We start from the raw sequence: 15,292 nt of genomic DNA, 5'->3' as shown, positions 1-15,292 counted from the left end.
TCAACCCCCTGCAATAACCTGAAAAAGCAGGATCTGGTCGCCTTCCTGCACGATTTGCTGTTCCCACTGCTCGCGCGGCAGGATCTGCTGATTGAGCGCCAACGCTGCGCCTGGTTTGAGCTGGTTGAGCTGGATAAGCAGCCCGCTGACGGTTTGCCCTGCGGCGCACTGCATCGGCTCATCATTGAATTGAATTTGCATGCAGCCCTCCGCATACCGGACAGCCGCTGGCGCGACGCAGCGCGAGGCTGCGCCACTGGCTGGTTTTGCCGTCAAACAGACGTAGCTGCCCGTTCGGTGTTTCAATACCGCTGAGTAATTTAATCGCCTCCAGCGCCTGCAAGGTACCCATCACGCCCACCACCGGACCGAGCACCCCAGCGGTGCGGCAGTTGCGTTCCGGCTCCACATCATCTGGCCACAGGCAGCGGTAACAGCCTTGTTCCCACGGCGGCGTGAGGACCATCAGTTGGCCGCCAAAGCCGACGGCGCTGGCGGAAATTAACGGAGTGTTGAGCGCCACACAGGCGGCGTTAATCTCCTGGCGCGTGGCCATGTTATCGGTACAGTCGAGCACCACGTCGGCTCGCGAGACCGCATGCCGGAGCGCATCGCCTTTTAGTCGCTGCTGGAGCGAGACCAGTTCGATATCCGGGTTGAGCCGTGTCAGGCGCTGCTGGGCAACCTGAGATTTTGAACGCGCGATATCATCAGTGGTAAATAGAATCTGGCGCTGCAAATTGCTCAGATGAATGTCGTCATCGTCTACCAGAGTCAGTTTGCCGATGCCTGCTCCTGCCAGATACAGCGCGGCAGGCGAGCCTAACCCGCCTAAACCTACGATCAGTACATGACTCGCGAGCAGCTTTTGCTGGCCTTCAATGGCGATATCGCCGAGCAGGATTTGCCGGCTGTAGCGCATAAAATCGCGGTCATTCATCGCCAACTCCCGCAATATCCAGTAACTGCGCGGTAGCGGCGCGCCAGTCGGCGGCCTGAGTAATGGCGCTAACCACAGCCACGCTACCGACGCCGGTCGCCAGTACTGACGCGGCGCGTTCAAGGTTGATGCCGCCAATGGCCACGGTCGGGTAATCCGCCAGTCGTTCAATATGACTGGCCAACTGCGCCAGCCCCTGTGGGGCGGAAGGCATCTGCTTGGTTTGCGTCGGGAAGACGTGGCCGAGCGCGATATAAGAAGGCTTAGCGGCGAGTGCGACGTCAATCTCCATATCATCGTGAGTCGATACGCCGAGGCGTAAGCCCGCCGCCTGAATGGCCTTCAGGTCGGTGGTTTCAAGGTCTTCCTGGCCCAGATGCACGCCGTAAGCGCGGTGCTTAATTGCCAGACGCCAGTAATCGTTGATAAACAGACGGGCGTTATAACGACGCCCCAGTGCGATGGCGGCGATAACGTCGGCTTCCACCTCTTCATCGCGCTTATCTTTGATACGCAACTGGATCGTGCGTACGCCCGCCTCCAGCAGGCGTTCAATCCATTCAACGCTGTCTACCACCGGGTAAAGCCCGAGGCGGAACGGCACGGTTGGGAAATCAGGCTGATACATCAGGCTTCCTCCCGTTTGAGATAAATTTCGCCGCCTTTGGCGCGGAAGTTCTCCGACATACCCGCCATGCCGACTTCAATGGTTTGTGCGGCGGCGTAGTCACGTACTTCCTGGCTGATTTTCATCGAGCAGAACTTCGGCCCGCACATGGAACAGAAGTGAGCGACCTTACCGGACTCCTGCGGCAGGGTTTCATCGTGATAAGCGCGGGCGGTGAACGGGTCGAGCGCGAGGTTAAACTGATCTTCCCAGCGGAATTCGAAGCGCGCTTTCGACATCGCGTTATCGCGGATCTGCGCGCCCGGATGGCCTTTGGCTAAATCCGCGGCGTGGGCGGCGATTTTGTAGGTGATTAGCCCCTGCTTCACATCTTCTTTGTTCGGCAGGCCGAGGTGTTCTTTCGGCGTCACATAACACAGCATCGCGCAGCCGAACCAGCCGATCATTGCGGCGCCTATGCCGGAGGTGAAGTGGTCATAGCCCGGCGCGATGTCGGTGGTCAACGGCCCCAAAGTGTAGAACGGCGCTTCGTGGCAGCTCTCCAGCTCTTCGGTCATGTTGCGCTGAATCATATGCATCGGCACGTGGCCCGGGCCTTCAATCATCACCTGCACGTCGTATTCCCAGGCTATTTTGGTCAATTCGCCCAGCGTATGCAGCTCGGAGAACTGCGCTTCATCGTTGGCGTCCTGAATGGAGCCGGGACGCAGGCCGTCGCCCAGCGACAGGGAAACGTCGTAGGCGGCGCAGATTTCACAAATCTCGCGGAAATGTTCGAACAGGAAGTTCTCTTTGTGATGCGAGAGGCACCACTTCGCCATGATCGAACCGCCGCGTGAGACAATGCCGGTCAGGCGTTTGGCGGTCATCGGCACGTAGCGCAGCAGCACGCCCGCGTGAATGGTGAAGTAGTCGACGCCCTGTTCTGCCTGCTCCAGCAGCGTGTCGCGGAACGCTTCCCAGGTGAGATCTTCGGCGATCCCGTTGACCTTCTCCAGCGCCTGGTAGATCGGGACGGTACCGATCGGTACCGGGCTGTTACGCAGGATCCATTCGCGGGTTTCGTGAATATAGCGGCCGGTGGAGAGGTCCATCACCGTATCCGCGCCCCAGCGGGTCGACCAGACCAGTTTTTCCACCTCTTCTTCGATGGAGGAGGTGACCGCCGAGTTGCCGATGTTGGCATTCACTTTGACCAGGAAGTTGCGGCCGATAATCATCGGCTCCGATTCCGGGTGGTTGATGTTGGCGGGAATAATCGCGCGGCCCGCGGCGACTTCATCACGCACGAATTCCGGCGTAATGTTTTCCGGCAGGCGCGCGCCAAAGTTCATGCCCGGATGCTGGTGGCGCAGCACTTCACTGCGAATGCGCTCGCGGCCCATGTTTTCACGGATGGCGATGAACTCCATTTCGGGAGTGACGATCCCCTTGCGGGCGTAGTGTAACTGGGTGACGCGCTTGCCCGCTTTGGCGCGTTTCGGCGTCAGCAGGCCGGTAAAACGCAGATCGTCCAGGCCATCGTCGGCCAGACGTTCTTTGGTGTAAGCCGAGCTACGGTCGTCTAATTCTTCGCTATCGTTACGTGCGTCAATCCACGGCTGGCGCAGTTTCGCCAGACCCTGCTGGACGTTAATCGCCACCTCAGGATCGCCATACGGGCCGGAGGTGTCGTACACCGGCACGGCTTCGTTCGCCTCAAACTGCGGGTTGTCTTTGCTGCCGCCGATGAGCGTTGGGCTCAGCTGGATCTCACGCATCGGAATGCGGATATCCGGCTGTGAACCGGTGATATAGATGCGTTTTGACTCAGGAAAGGCGGTCCCTTCCAGCGTATTGATAAAGTGTTGCGCCTGGGCGCGTTGTTCGCGGCGTGATGGTTTAGTAGTGACAGACATAGCTCATTCCAAAAAAGTAAGGACGTGGCTTGTCAGACGACGGATTGAGTAATGGATGTGCGCCGCCCGTAAAGGCAGCAACATAAAGCTGAATTACTCTTGTTCCCTTCGCAGGTATTAGCCTGATCAGGTTCCGCGGATCCCGAATTAACGGTCTCAGCCTACGCTTTCACGTAAGGCACTCCGACAAGAAGCAACCTCTGTTGATAGAGGTAATGAATGTAAACTACGCGTTAATGCGGAAAATCTCAAGCCGGGCGTTTGAATTCGCTAAGCGTTTTAAAGGCCAGCATGATCAGCTGATCTTCCAGCCGGAAACGAGCCTCCAGCGCTTCGCCAATATCGGAAAGCGCCTGCTGGAGCTGGTGAACGTTATCCTCATCGATAGCGTTTTCCAGCGTTGAGTCATAGTAATCCATTATCAGCTGGGTATTGGCATCCAGCTGTGGCCAGATTTTACTGGCGTTTAAAAGCGGACTCTCACCTTCCATTTTATGGATAATGCGTTCATAAATACTGAAGTGTCCGGCAGACAGATAGTCGACCAGACGCTGGCAAAAATTATCGAGCGCTTTCTCATTGAGGCGCATAAACGACTCTTTGCCCGGTTTCAGGCCAACCAGATCGTAGTAAGCCACGAGCAGGTGCTTACGAATATTCAGCCAACGGTCGACCAGTTTATGATGCCCATGGACACGCTCTTTCAGGTGTTCTAACTGGTTTAACATACGTTGACCCTCGTATCGATAAGTTTAAAATCTGCTCATGTCAATCTTGTAAAAATAATGTTAATAACATGCCTGTGAAGCAAAGGTAGCGCAAGAGATATGGATCGAATAATTGAAAAATGGGATCGCGGCTGGTGGATTGTGAGCCACGAACAAAAATTATGGTTGCCTGCTGGGGAATTACCCTATGGCGAGGCGATAAATTTCGATCTTGCGGGCCAGCGCGCACTTCAGATAGGTGAGTGGGAAGGCGATCCGGTCTGGCTGGTGCAGCAGCCGCGTCGCCACGACATGGGTTCGGTGCGCCAGGTCATCGACCAGGATGTGGGCCTGTTTCAGTTGGCGGGGCGCGGCGTACAACTGGCCGAGTTCTACCGCTCGCATAAATTCTGCGGCTACTGCGGGCACACGATGCACCCGAGCAAAACCGAATGGGCGATGCTGTGTAGCCACTGCCGCGAGCGCTATTACCCGCAAATCGCTCCCTGCATTATCGTCGCCATTCGCCGTGATGATTCGATCCTCCTTGCCCAGCATGTTCGCCATCGTAACGGTGTGCATACCGTGCTGGCCGGTTTTGTCGAAGTAGGTGAAACCCTGGAGCAGGCGGTGGCGCGTGAAGTCATGGAAGAAAGTGGTATCAAGGTGAAAAACCTGCGCTACGTGACCTCGCAGCCGTGGCCGTTCCCACAATCGCTGATGACGGCGTTTATGGCAGAGTACGACAGCGGCGACATTGTCATCGACCCGAAAGAGCTGCTCAATGCCAACTGGTATCGCTACGACGATTTACCGCTCTTACCCCCACCTGGCACCGTCGCGCGTCGTTTGATCGAAGATACGGTGGCAATGTGTCGGGCTGAGTACGAGTAAAGAACGAGTGGTGATACACTGTGGGACTGACGCAATAAGGAACTGCAAAAATGACCGAACTGAAGAACGATCGTTATCTGCGTGCGCTGCTGCGCCAGCCCGTTGATGTCACCCCGGTATGGATGATGCGCCAGGCGGGTCGCTATCTACCGGAATATAAAGCCACGCGCGCCGAGGCGGGCGATTTTATGGCGCTGTGCAAAAACGCCGAGCTGGCCTGCGAAGTGACGCTGCAGCCGCTGCGTCGCTACAAGCTCGATGCGGCGATCCTCTTCTCGGATATTTTGACTATTCCGGATGCAATGGGGCTTGGGCTGTACTTTGAGGCCGGGGAAGGCCCGCGCTTCACCTCACCGATTACCAGCAAGGCCGACGTTGAAAAACTGCCGATTCCGGACCCGGAAGGCGAGCTGGGCTACGTGATGAATGCGGTGCGCACCATTCGCCGTGAGCTGAAGGGCGAGGTGCCGCTGATAGGTTTCTCCGGCAGCCCGTGGACGCTGGCGACCTACATGGTGGAAGGCGGCAGCAGTAAAGCCTTCACCGTGATTAAAAAGATGATGTATGCCGACCCTAAAGCGCTGCATCTGCTGCTCGATAAGCTGGCGCAGAGCGTCACGCTGTACCTGAACGCGCAGATTAAAGCGGGCGCGCAATCGGTAATGATTTTCGACACCTGGGGTGGCGTGCTGACCGGGCGCGACTATCAGCAGTTCTCGTTGTACTACATGCATAAAATCGTTGACGGTTTGCTGCGCGAAAACGAAGGCCGTCGCGTACCGGTGACGCTGTTTACCAAAGGCGGCGGTCAGTGGCTGGAAGCGATGGCGGAAACCGGCTGTGATGCGTTAGGTCTCGACTGGACAACAGATATCGCCGATGCGCGCCGTCGCGTTGGCCATAAGGTGGCGCTGCAGGGCAATATGGATCCGTCCATGCTGTATGCGCCGCCGGCACGGATCGAAGACGAGGTAGCGACTATACTTGCAGGTTTCGGCCAGGGTGAAGGCCACGTCTTCAACCTCGGTCACGGCATCCATCAGGATGTACCGCCGGAACATGCAGGGGTGTTTGTGGAGGCGGTGCATCGCCTGTCCGAACAATACCACCGCTAAGGAGTCATTATGGATCTCGCGTCGCTACGCGCTCAGCAGCTTGAACTGGCCTCTTCAGTGATCCGCGAGGATCGCCTCGACAAGGATCCGCCGGATCTGATCGGGGGAGCGGATGTCGGGTTTGAGCAGGGTGGCGAAGTGACGCGGGCCGCGATGGTTCTGCTGAAGTATCCCTCTCTGGAACTGGTTGAATATACGGTGGCGCGTGTCGCCACCACCATGCCGTATATTCCCGGCTTTCTCTCCTTTCGTGAAACCCCCGCGCTGATGGCCGCCTGGCAACAGCTGTCGCAAAAACCGGATCTGCTGTTCGTCGACGGGCATGGTATTTCCCACCCACGTCGCCTGGGGGTCGCCAGCCATTTTGGTCTGTTGGTGGATGTCCCGACCATTGGCGTGGCGAAAAAACGTTTGTGCGGCAAGTTTGAGCCGCTCTCTGCCGAACCCGGTGCGCTCGCGCCGCTGCTGGATAAAGGCGAACAGCTGGCATGGGTCTGGCGCAGCAAAGCGCGCTGCAATCCGTTGTTTATATCCACGGGTCACCGCGTGGGCATGGACAGCGCGCTGGCGTGGGTGCAGCGCTGTATGAACGGTTATCGCTTACCGGAACCGACCCGCTGGGCGGATGCGGTGGCATCAGAACGTCCGTCTTTTACGCGGCTTGCAGCAAAAACGCCCCATATCGGGTAAACTGCGGCTAATTTCCGTATTTGAGAACTCATCATGTTACAAAACCCTATTCACCTGCGCCTGGAGAAGCTGGAAAGCTGGCAGCACGTCACGTTTATGGCCTGCCTCTGTGAGCGCATGTACCCAAACTACGCCATGTTCTGCAAGCAAACGGAATTTGGCGATGGGCAAATTTACCGCCGAATTTTAGATTTAATTTGGGAAACGCTGACGGTAAAAGACGCGAAAATCAATTTCGACAGCCAGTTGGAAAAGTTTGAAGAGGCCATTCCTTCTGCGGATGATTACGATCTGTACGGCGTTTACCCGGCGATTGATGCCTGCGTGGCATTAAGCGAACTGATGCATTCACGTCTTAGCGGTGAAACTCTGGAGCATGCGATTGAGGTCAGCAAGGCATCGATTACGACGGTTGCGATGCTGGAAATGACCCAGGCTGGTCGCGAAATGACCGATGAAGAGTTGAAAGAGAACCCTGCCGTTGAGCAAGAATGGGATATTCAGTGGGAAATTTTCCGACTTTTAGCCGACTGTGAAGAACGCGATATTGAGCTGATAAAAGGGCTTCGTGCAGACCTGCGCGAGGCTGGTGAGAGCAATATTGGTATAAATTTTCAGCAATGACACCATAAAACGTGATTTAACGCCTGATTTGTCGTGCCTGAAGGCTTCCCATCCGCCCCCGGTCTGGTCTACATTTGGGGGGCGAAAAAAAGTGGCTATCGGTGCGTGTATGCAGGAGAGTGCTTTTCTGGCATTTCCGTCGCACTCGATGCTTAGCAAGCGATAAACACATTGTAAGGATAACTTATGAACAAGACTCAACTGATTGATGTAATTGCAGACAAAGCAGAACTGTCTAAAACACAGGCTAAAGCTGCTCTGGAATCCACTCTGGCTGCTATTACTGAGTCTCTGAAAGAAGGCGATGCTGTACAACTGGTTGGTTTCGGTACCTTCAAAGTGAACCACCGTGCTGAGCGCACTGGCCGCAACCCGCAGACCGGTAAAGAAATCAAAATCGCCGCAGCTAACGTACCGGCATTTGTTTCTGGTAAAGCACTGAAAGACGCGGTTAAGTAATTCGCGTGGCAGTGAACAGTTTTATCGAAGGGGCGGTTTCGCCCCTTTTGTCCATCTGGCGTCATTCGCTTTGGCTTTCAGGTGTTCTGTTACTGTCAGCCTGTGGTAGCCATTCTGAGCTTCCTCCGTTCACGGCCAGCGGCTATGTTGGCGACCAGGGGGCAGTACGCATCTGGCGTAAAGATTCCAGCGACGATGTTCACTTGCTCTCGGTATTTAGTCCGTGGCGTAAAGGCGATACTACCACCAGTGAATACCGCTGGCAGGGTGATTCGCTCTCTCTGATAGAACTCAACGTATACAGTAAACCGTCGGAACATGTTCGGATACGCTTTGATGACCGGGGCGAACTGAGTTTCATGCAACGTGAAGTCGACGGGCAAAAACAACAGCTTTCCAGCGATCAAATCGCACTTTACCGCTATCGCGCCGATCAAATCCGCCAGACCAGCGATGCGCTGCGTCAGGGACGGGTGATATTGCGTCAGGGACGCTGGCATGTGAATAACACGGTGACGACCTGTGAAGGTGAAACAGTGAAGCCCGATCTGGAATCGTGGGCGATTAACCATATTGAGCGCCGCCAGCGCCATTCATCCGTAGAGGTGAGCGTGGCATGGCTGGAAGCGCCCGAAGGATCGCAACTGTTGCTGGTCGCCAATGAAGATTTTTGTCACTGGCAGCCGAAAGAGAAAACATTTTAACGCCGGATGGCGACGCACATGCGTCTTATCCATCCTCAGTAGTCCGATTAGCGTAGCGCCATCAGGCATTAAGTCATTTACCAGTGTCCCATTCCCATATGACCGCCACCGCGATAATTACCGCCGCATCCGCCGTAGCCCATTCCTGCACCACGTGGCACACCTGCCTCAGCCAGCGCGACATCACGCTTAACGCGTTGCTCATCCAGAGACTGATTCAGAGCCTCCATCTCTTTTGCCACGGCATTAATTTTTGCCGTGTCTGGCGAACTGGCTGTTAACAAGGCGTTGTACTCATAACGTTTGGAGACCAACTGTTGGCGTAACGCGCTGGTCTGTGAGTAGTAATCATCATAAATTTTCTGCGCTGTAGCCTGCTGCTCGGTGGTCATTGGTATGCCGCCCCGTTGCTGCATACCATCCCCATATCCCCAGTGATGTTGCGCCAGCGCTGGGGTGGAGCCCAGAGCGATAAGAGAGAGTGCAATCAGCGCCAGTTTGTTGTTCCGTTTCATTGTCCGTTCTCCTGTTGGTTAGCTTACCTTCCCTTTTGCATCTTCCGTGCCAAAGCGGCAATCCAGGCCGTGCGGGCGTTGTTCTCGTCCTCTCGGTAGGGAAGCGAGTAAAAATGACTCGCCAGAATTCGCCTGCGGGTCATTTTTACTCGCTACTTGCAGCAGTTTGTGTCTGAGGGCAGGGTTATCAGAGAGAAAAAATGGCATGATTTCTGCTGTATACCGGCAACGATGAAAGGAAACGGTGGGTAAAGGGAGAACGTATGCGTCTTTATAAGGACACGGTGGCAAAGTGGTTGAGCAGACTCTTGCTGGCGGCAATCCTGATGTTGGTCGGCTGGTTTTCGATTATGACCATACGGGACTATGGCCGGGAAAGTGATGCCGCCCGACAAACGCTCCTGGAAAAAGGCAGTGTGTTGATTCGCGCTCTGGAGTCCGGCACCCGTGTAGGCATGGGGATGCGCATGCATCATGCCCAGCAGCAGACGCTGCTGGAGGAAATGGCCGTACAACCAGGGGTGCTATGGTTTGCCGTCGTCGATGAGCATGGCGTCATTATTACCCACAGCAATTCCGCGATGGTGGGTAAATCACTTTATTCGCCCGATATCCTGCAGCAGCTACACCCCGGGGAACAAGAACGCTGGCGTAAAATTGAGATTCCAATGGGGGAGGGTGAAATAACGCCGGCACTGGAAATTTATCGCCAGTTCCAGCCGATGTATGGCCCAGGACGCCATGGCATGGCGCGTTGCGCCAGCAATGACGGGCAGCTTATCACCCCAACGCAGACCATATTTATCGCTTTTGATGCCAGCGACCTGGCCGCGACTCAGGCCAGAGAGTGGCGAAATACGCTGATTGTTTTGTCTGCGCTGGCGGCTGTGCTGCTGGCAACCGTGCTGACGTACTTCTGGTATCAGCGCTATCAGCGCTCGTATAAAGAACTACAGGATGCGATGAAGCGCAAAGAAAAACTGATGGCGCTCGGGCATCTGGCGGCTGGCGTTGCACATGAGATTCGTAACCCGCTTTCATCCATCAAAGGTTTGGCAAAATATTTTGCCGAACGAACACCGGCTGGCGGTGAGTCCCACGAGCTGGCGCAGGTGATGGCGAAAGAGGCGGACCGCTTAAATCGGGTGGTGAGTGAGCTGCTGGAGCTGGTGAAACCCGCGCACCTGACGCTACAACACGTGGATCTCAACCAGGTCATCACTCACTCACTCCACCTGGTGAGTCAGGATGCGGCAAGCCGGGAAATCCAGCTACGATTTGCAGCCAATGCCACGCTGCCTGCCATCGAGGCCGATCCCGATCGGCTCACTCAGGTTCTGCTGAATCTGTATCTGAACGCCATTCATGCGATAGGCCGCCAGGGCACAATTACGGTTGAAGCGAGTGAAAGCAGCGCTGATCGCGTTAAAATCGTGGTGACCGATAGCGGGAAGGGGATTGCGCCGGAACAACTGGAGGCCATTTTTACGCCTTACTTCACGACTAAAGCTGACGGAACCGGTCTCGGGCTGGCAGTAGTGCAGAACATAGTCGAACAGCACGGTGGTACCATTCAGGTGGCAAGCGTTGAGGGCAAAGGTGCGACCTTTACCCTTTGGCTGCCGACCAAAGTGAAACGACAGGATTAACAAGGATGACGCGCGGAAACATCAATATTCTGGTGGTAGATGACGATATCAGCCACTGCACCATTTTACAGGCGCTGCTGCGCGGCTGGGGTTATGAGGTTGCGCTGGCCTATAGCGGGCGAGCGGCTCTGGAACAGGTGCGCGAACGCGTATTTGATTTAGTGCTGTGTGATGTTCGCATGGCGGAGATGGACGGCATCGCAACGCTGAAAGAGATTAAAGCGCTGAATCCGGCGATTCCGGTACTGATTATGACGGCTTTCTCCAGCGTGGAGACCGCCGTTGAGGCGCTTAAAACCGGGGCGCTGGACTACTTAATCAAGCCGTTGGATTTTGACCGCCTGCAGGAGACGCTGGAAAAAGCGTTGGCGCATACGCGGGAAACGGGCGCTGAACTGCCATCGGCGTCGGCTGCGCAGTTTGGCATGATTGGCAGCAGTCCGGCGATGCAGAAATTGCTCAATGAAATCGCGATGGTTGCGCCCTCGGATGCTACGGTGCTTATCCACGGAGACTCCGGGACAGGGAAAGAGCTGGTTGCCCGCGCGCTACACGCCAGCAGCGCGCGCAGCGATAAGCCGCTGGTGACGCTAAACTGTGCGGCGCTGAATGAGTCTCTGCTGGAGTCCGAGCTGTTCGGTCACGAAAAAGGTGCGTTTACCGGGGCGGATAAACGTCGGGAAGGGCGTTTTGTCGAAGCGGACGGCGGCACGCTGTTTCTGGACGAAATTGGCGATATCTCACCACTGATGCAGGTGCGCCTGCTGCGGGCTATCCAGGAGCGAGAGGTGCAACGCGTTGGCGGTAATCAGACGCTGACGGTTGATGTACGGCTGATCGCCGCCACGCATCGTAATCTGGCCGAGGAGGTCAGTGCCGGGCGTTTTCGCCAGGATCTCTACTACCGTCTGAACGTGGTCACTATAGAAATGCCCGCATTATGTCAACGTCGGGAAGATATTCCGCTACTGGCGGAACATTTTCTGCAGCGTTTTGCCGCGCGTAACCGTAAAGCGGTGAAAGGTTTTACTCCGCAGGCGATGGATCTGCTGATTCACTACGGCTGGCCGGGGAATATCCGCGAGCTGGAGAACGCGGTGGAGCGGGCGGTGGTGCTGCTGACGGGCGAGTATATTACCGAGCGCGAGCTGCCGCTGGCTATTGCCGCGACGCCAATAAAAACAGAATGCAGTGGCGAGATCCAGCCGCTGGTGGAAGTGGAGAAAGAGGTGATTCTGGCGGCGCTGGAAAAAACGGGCGGCAACAAAACGGAAGCCGCCCGTCAGTTAGGCATTACGCGTAAAACGCTGCTGGCGAAAATTTCGCGTTAGCGCTGTTCGCGTTCGATGGCGCGCCAGCCGATGTCGTTACGGCTGAAGCTGCCGTCCCAGCGGATGTCGGTCATCAGGGCGTAAGCGCGTTTCTGCGCTTCGGCGACGGTGTGGCCCAGCGCGGTGGCGCATAGGACGCGTCCGCCGCTGGTGAGCACGCGGTCGTCGTCGGCGAGCTTAGTGCCAGCGTGGAAGACTTTGCCGTCAGTTGAGGATTCCAGCGGCAGGCCGTGGATCTCATCGCCGGTGCTGTAGCTGCCTGGATAACCGCCCGCGGCGATCACCACGCCTAATGAAGCGCGCTCGTCCCACTCGGAGGTTTTCTCATCCAGCTTGCCGTCGCAGGCGGCCAGGCACAGATCCACCAGGTCCGACTTCATGCGCAGCATGATCGGCTGGGTTTCCGGATCGCCAAAGCGACAGTTGAACTCGATTACCTTCGGGTTGCCCTGCTTGTCGATCATCAGGCCCGCATACAGGAAGCCGGTGTAGGTATTCCCTTCCGCCGCCATGCCTTTTACGGTTGGCCAGATGATGCGTTCCATGGTGCGCTGGTGCACTTCATCAGTCACCACCGGCGCCGGGGAGTAAGCACCCATCCCGCCAGTGTTCGGACCGGTATCACCGTTGCCCACGCGTTTGTGGTCCTGGCTGGTGGCCATCGGCAGCACGTGCTCGCCGTCGACCATCACGATAAAGCTCGCTTCTTCACCGTCGAGGAACTCTTCAATCACGATGCGGTGGCCCGCATCGCCAAAGGCGTTACCCGCCAGCATGTCCTGCACGGCGGCTTCCGCTTCTTCGAGCGTCATCGCGACGATAACGCCTTTACCGGCGGCCAGACCGTCGGCTTTGATGACGATCGGTGCGCCTTTCTCGCGCAGGTAAGCCAGGGCTGGCTCAACCTCGGTAAAGTTCTGATACTCCGCCGTCGGGATGTGATGACGGGCGAGGAAATCTTTGGTGAAGGCTTTGGAGCCTTCCAACTGTGCGGCGCCTTCGGTTGGGCCAAAGATCTTCAGACCTGCGGCGCGGAACGCATCGACCACGCCAATCACCAGCGGCGCTTCCGGGCCAACGATGGTCAGGTCAATTTTCTCGTTCTGGGCAAAGCTCAGCAACGCCGGGATATCGGTTACGCCGATAGCCACGTTTTGCAGCGCTGGTTCCAGCGCGGTGCCCGCGTTGCCCGGTGCGACAAAAACGGTATCAACCAGCGGCGACTGCGCCGCTTTCCACGCCAGCGCGTGCTCACGCCCGCCGTTGCCAATCACTAATACTTTCATCGTCTGCTCCGTGGATTAATGGCGGAAATGGCGCATGTCGGTAAAGATCATCGCGATACCGTGTTCATCGGCAGCGGCAATGACTTCATCATCACGGATAGAACCGCCAGGCTGGATCACGCAGCTCACGCCCACGGCGGCAGCGGCATCAATACCATCGCGGAACGGGAAGAAGGCATCGGAGGCCATCGCGGAACCTTTCACTTCCAGACCTTCGTCAGCCGCTTTAATCCCGGCGATTTTCGCGGAGTAGACACGGCTCATCTGGCCTGCACCGATGCCGATGGTCATATTCTCTTTGGCATAAACAATGGCGTTGGATTTCACGAACTTCGCCACTTTCCAGCAGAACAGCGCATCGCGCAGTTCCTGTTCGGTAGGTTGGCGTTTGGAAACCACGCGCAGTTCAGCTTCGCTCACCATACCCAGGTCACGATCCTGAACCAGCAGGCCGCCGTTAACGCGTTTGAAGTCCAGACCAGGTACGCGCTGTGCCCATTGACCGCAGGTCAATACGCGCACGTTCTGCTTGGTGGCAGTGATTTTCAGTGCGTCTTCGGTCGCGGACGGGGCGATGATCACTTCCACGAACTGGCGGGAGATAATCGCCTGCGCGGTTTCGGCATCTAACTCGCGGTTGAAGGCGATAATGCCGCCGAACGCGGAGGTCGGGTCGGTTTTATACGCACGGTCATAAGCATCGAGAATCGAGGTGCTTACCGCCACGCCGCACGGGTTGGCGTGCTTGACGATCACGCAGGCCGGCTCGTTGAACTCTTTCACGCACTCCAGCGCTGCGTCGGTATCAGCGATGTTGTTATAAGAGAGGGCTTTGCCCTGCACCTGTTGTGCAGTGGCAACGGATGCTTCTTTCACATTCTCTTCTATATAGAAGGCAGCCTGCTGGTGGCTGTTCTCGCCGTAGCGCATATCCTGCTTCTTAATGAAGTTCAGGTTCAGCGTACGCGGGAAGCGACCGGCGGCTTCTTTGCTCTCACTGTGATAAGCCGGAACCATGCTGCCGAAGTAGTTGGCAATCATGCTGTCGTAGGCGGCGGTGTGTTCGAAGGCTTTAATCGCGAGATCGAAACGGGTGTCGAGGGTCAAAGAACCTTCGTTAGCATCCATCTCTTCAATAATGGCGTCGTAGTCACTGCTCTTCACCACGATGGCGACGTCTTTATGGTTCTTCGCGGCAGAGCGGACCATCGTTGGGCCGCCGATATCGATGTTTTCTACCGCATCTTCCAGCGAGCAGCCTTCACGGGCCACGGTTTCGGCGAACGGATACAGGTTAACGACAACCATATCGATAGGGGCGATGTGATGCTGCTCCATGATCGCATCGTCCTGGCCGCGACGACCGAGGATGCCGCCGTGTACTTTTGGATGCAGGGTCTTTACGCGTCCATCCATCATTTCCGGGAAACCGGTGTAATCGGAAACTTCGGTCACCGCCAGACCTTTTTCTGCTAACAGGCGGGCGGTGCCCCCCGTAGACAGCAGCTCCACACCGCGTGCGGAAAGTGCCTGGGCGAATTCGATGATACCGGCCTTGTCAGAAACACTGAGCAGAGCGCGGCGGACTGGACGACGTTGTTGCATGGTAAATCCCCTGGATTTGACTATTACAGAGAGCGTTAGGTGAATTCTTGCGTAAAAACTCAGCTAACGCCCCTTACGGGGCATCCTTATTGTGCGGGGGCATTGTAACGAAAACGTTTGCGCAACGCTCGCGAATTTTTCTCTTTCCCTTAATTCGATAATTTCAGCTTTATAGACGAGGGGTAAAACGAAGTGATGATCGCAAGAGATCCTTATTTTTGTGGATAACTCTGTGTGTAAATGGGTA

Annotated in this window: 16 protein-coding genes and 1 riboswitch; of the genes, 8 read left to right on the top strand and 8 right to left on the bottom strand. The window is 56.3% G+C overall.

What is annotated here, in order from left to right; all coding sequences use genetic code 11:
* The 5 genes from thiS to FDW92_RS00065 form a co-directional block, all read right to left on the bottom strand.
* Positions 1–201, bottom strand: a complete 201-nt coding sequence (gene thiS, locus FDW92_RS00085) for a sulfur carrier protein ThiS (RefSeq protein WP_001166833.1) — start codon at positions 199–201, stop codon at positions 1–3.
* Entirely contained in the window at positions 182–940 is a 759-nt protein-coding gene (locus tag FDW92_RS00080; protein WP_042314230.1) for a HesA/MoeB/ThiF family protein, read from the bottom strand. The genes thiS and FDW92_RS00080 overlap by 20 nt, the downstream gene beginning before the upstream one ends.
* A complete protein-coding gene (thiE, locus tag FDW92_RS00075) occupies positions 933–1,568 on the bottom strand; it encodes a thiamine phosphate synthase (protein WP_000284647.1) in 636 nt (211 codons plus the stop codon). The genes FDW92_RS00080 and thiE overlap by 8 nt, the downstream gene beginning before the upstream one ends.
* Complete coding sequence (gene thiC / locus FDW92_RS00070) at positions 1,568–3,466, bottom strand: phosphomethylpyrimidine synthase ThiC (RefSeq protein WP_042314228.1); 1,899 nt, start codon at positions 3,464–3,466, stop codon at positions 1,568–1,570. Before thiC ends, thiE begins: the two co-directional genes overlap by 1 nt.
* An 86-nt stretch (positions 3,467–3,552) precedes the next feature.
* Positions 3,553–3,662, bottom strand: a riboswitch (TPP riboswitch).
* A 52-nt stretch (positions 3,663–3,714) separates the two neighbouring features.
* Entirely contained in the window at positions 3,715–4,194 is a 480-nt protein-coding gene (locus FDW92_RS00065) for an Rsd/AlgQ family anti-sigma factor (RefSeq protein ID WP_032940921.1), read from the bottom strand.
* A gap of 99 nt (positions 4,195–4,293) precedes the next feature.
* Here FDW92_RS00065 and nudC point away from each other — a divergent pair, with 99 nt between their 5' ends.
* From nudC to FDW92_RS00035, 6 genes are all read left to right on the top strand, one after another.
* The gene (nudC, locus tag FDW92_RS00060) at positions 4,294–5,067 is read left to right on the top strand and encodes an NAD(+) diphosphatase (RefSeq protein WP_038636141.1); all 774 of its coding nucleotides are present in this window, start codon (positions 4,294–4,296) and stop codon (positions 5,065–5,067) included.
* 50 nt (positions 5,068–5,117) lie between these two features.
* Positions 5,118–6,182: a uroporphyrinogen decarboxylase gene (gene hemE / locus FDW92_RS00055; RefSeq protein ID WP_042314226.1), complete on the top strand. Its 1,065-nt coding sequence runs from the start codon at positions 5,118–5,120 to the stop codon at positions 6,180–6,182.
* Between the two features lie 9 nt (positions 6,183–6,191).
* Positions 6,192–6,872 carry a deoxyribonuclease V gene (nfi, locus tag FDW92_RS00050; RefSeq protein ID WP_042314224.1) on the top strand — a complete coding sequence of 227 codons (681 nt, stop codon included), beginning with the start codon at positions 6,192–6,194 and terminating at the stop codon, positions 6,870–6,872.
* 33 nt (positions 6,873–6,905) lie between these two features.
* Complete coding sequence (locus tag FDW92_RS00045; protein ID WP_042314221.1) at positions 6,906–7,496, top strand: YjaG family protein; 591 nt, start codon at positions 6,906–6,908, stop codon at positions 7,494–7,496.
* Positions 7,497–7,682: 186 nt separating this feature from the next.
* Positions 7,683–7,955, top strand: a complete 273-nt coding sequence (hupA, locus tag FDW92_RS00040) for a nucleoid-associated protein HU-alpha (RefSeq protein ID WP_001044509.1) — start codon at positions 7,683–7,685, stop codon at positions 7,953–7,955.
* Between the two features lie 11 nt (positions 7,956–7,966).
* A complete protein-coding gene (locus FDW92_RS00035) occupies positions 7,967–8,659 on the top strand; it encodes a DUF1481 domain-containing protein (RefSeq protein WP_042314247.1) in 693 nt (230 codons plus the stop codon).
* 77 nt (positions 8,660–8,736) lie between these two features.
* On the opposite strand, the gene zraP is transcribed toward FDW92_RS00035, so the two are convergent.
* Positions 8,737–9,174, bottom strand: coding sequence for a zinc resistance sensor/chaperone ZraP (gene zraP / locus FDW92_RS00030; protein WP_042314220.1), 438 nt, complete (start codon positions 9,172–9,174; stop codon positions 8,737–8,739).
* Between the two features lie 263 nt (positions 9,175–9,437).
* On the opposite strand from zraP, the gene zraS reads away from it, so the two are divergent.
* Together zraS and zraR are read left to right on the top strand one after the other, a co-directional pair.
* On the top strand, positions 9,438–10,823 hold the full coding sequence (zraS, locus tag FDW92_RS00025; RefSeq protein WP_042314218.1) for a two-component system sensor histidine kinase ZraS: 1,386 nt from the start codon (positions 9,438–9,440) through the stop codon (positions 10,821–10,823).
* A gap of 5 nt (positions 10,824–10,828) precedes the next feature.
* Positions 10,829–12,154 (top strand): sigma-54-dependent response regulator transcription factor ZraR, encoded by a 1,326-nt coding sequence (gene zraR, locus FDW92_RS00020; RefSeq protein WP_042314216.1) that lies wholly within the window; start codon positions 10,829–10,831, stop codon positions 12,152–12,154.
* On the opposite strand, the gene purD is transcribed toward zraR, so the two are convergent.
* Together purD and purH are read right to left on the bottom strand one after the other, a co-directional pair.
* Complete coding sequence (gene purD, locus FDW92_RS00015) at positions 12,151–13,440, bottom strand: phosphoribosylamine--glycine ligase (RefSeq protein WP_042314214.1); 1,290 nt, start codon at positions 13,438–13,440, stop codon at positions 12,151–12,153. The genes zraR and purD overlap by 4 nt on opposite strands.
* A 15-nt stretch (positions 13,441–13,455) precedes the next feature.
* Complete coding sequence (purH, locus tag FDW92_RS00010) at positions 13,456–15,045, bottom strand: bifunctional phosphoribosylaminoimidazolecarboxamide formyltransferase/IMP cyclohydrolase (protein ID WP_042314212.1); 1,590 nt, start codon at positions 15,043–15,045, stop codon at positions 13,456–13,458.
* Positions 15,046–15,292 lie beyond the last annotated feature (247 nt).

The sequence above is a fragment of the Citrobacter sp. wls706 genome, from assembly GCF_005281305.1.
GTDB classification, from domain to species: Bacteria; Pseudomonadota; Gammaproteobacteria; order Enterobacterales; family Enterobacteriaceae; genus Citrobacter; species Citrobacter werkmanii.
The sequence above is the reverse complement of the archived record's forward strand: the minus strand, read 5'-3'. Positions and strand labels throughout refer to the sequence as shown.

Coding starts and splice junctions, on each gene's coding strand:
- thiS (WP_001166833.1), bottom strand. CDS start 201: ATGCAAATTCAATTCAATGATGAGCCGATGCAGTGCGCCGCAGGGCAA.
- FDW92_RS00080 (WP_042314230.1), bottom strand. CDS start 940: ATGAATGACCGCGATTTTATGCGCTACAGCCGGCAAATCCTGCTCGGC.
- thiE (WP_000284647.1), bottom strand. CDS start 1,568: ATGTATCAGCCTGATTTCCCAACCGTGCCGTTCCGCCTCGGGCTTTAC.
- thiC (WP_042314228.1), bottom strand. CDS start 3,466: ATGTCTGTCACTACTAAACCATCACGCCGCGAACAACGCGCCCAGGCG.
- FDW92_RS00065 (WP_032940921.1), bottom strand. CDS start 4,194: ATGTTAAACCAGTTAGAACACCTGAAAGAGCGTGTCCATGGGCATCAT.
- nudC (WP_038636141.1), top strand. CDS start 4,294: ATGGATCGAATAATTGAAAAATGGGATCGCGGCTGGTGGATTGTGAGC.
- hemE (WP_042314226.1), top strand. CDS start 5,118: ATGACCGAACTGAAGAACGATCGTTATCTGCGTGCGCTGCTGCGCCAG.
- nfi (WP_042314224.1), top strand. CDS start 6,192: ATGGATCTCGCGTCGCTACGCGCTCAGCAGCTTGAACTGGCCTCTTCA.
- FDW92_RS00045 (WP_042314221.1), top strand. CDS start 6,906: ATGTTACAAAACCCTATTCACCTGCGCCTGGAGAAGCTGGAAAGCTGG.
- hupA (WP_001044509.1), top strand. CDS start 7,683: ATGAACAAGACTCAACTGATTGATGTAATTGCAGACAAAGCAGAACTG.
- zraP (WP_042314220.1), bottom strand. CDS start 9,174: ATGAAACGGAACAACAAACTGGCGCTGATTGCACTCTCTCTTATCGCT.
- zraS (WP_042314218.1), top strand. CDS start 9,438: ATGCGTCTTTATAAGGACACGGTGGCAAAGTGGTTGAGCAGACTCTTG.
- zraR (WP_042314216.1), top strand. CDS start 10,829: ATGACGCGCGGAAACATCAATATTCTGGTGGTAGATGACGATATCAGC.
- purD (WP_042314214.1), bottom strand. CDS start 13,440: ATGAAAGTATTAGTGATTGGCAACGGCGGGCGTGAGCACGCGCTGGCG.
- purH (WP_042314212.1), bottom strand. CDS start 15,045: ATGCAACAACGTCGTCCAGTCCGCCGCGCTCTGCTCAGTGTTTCTGAC.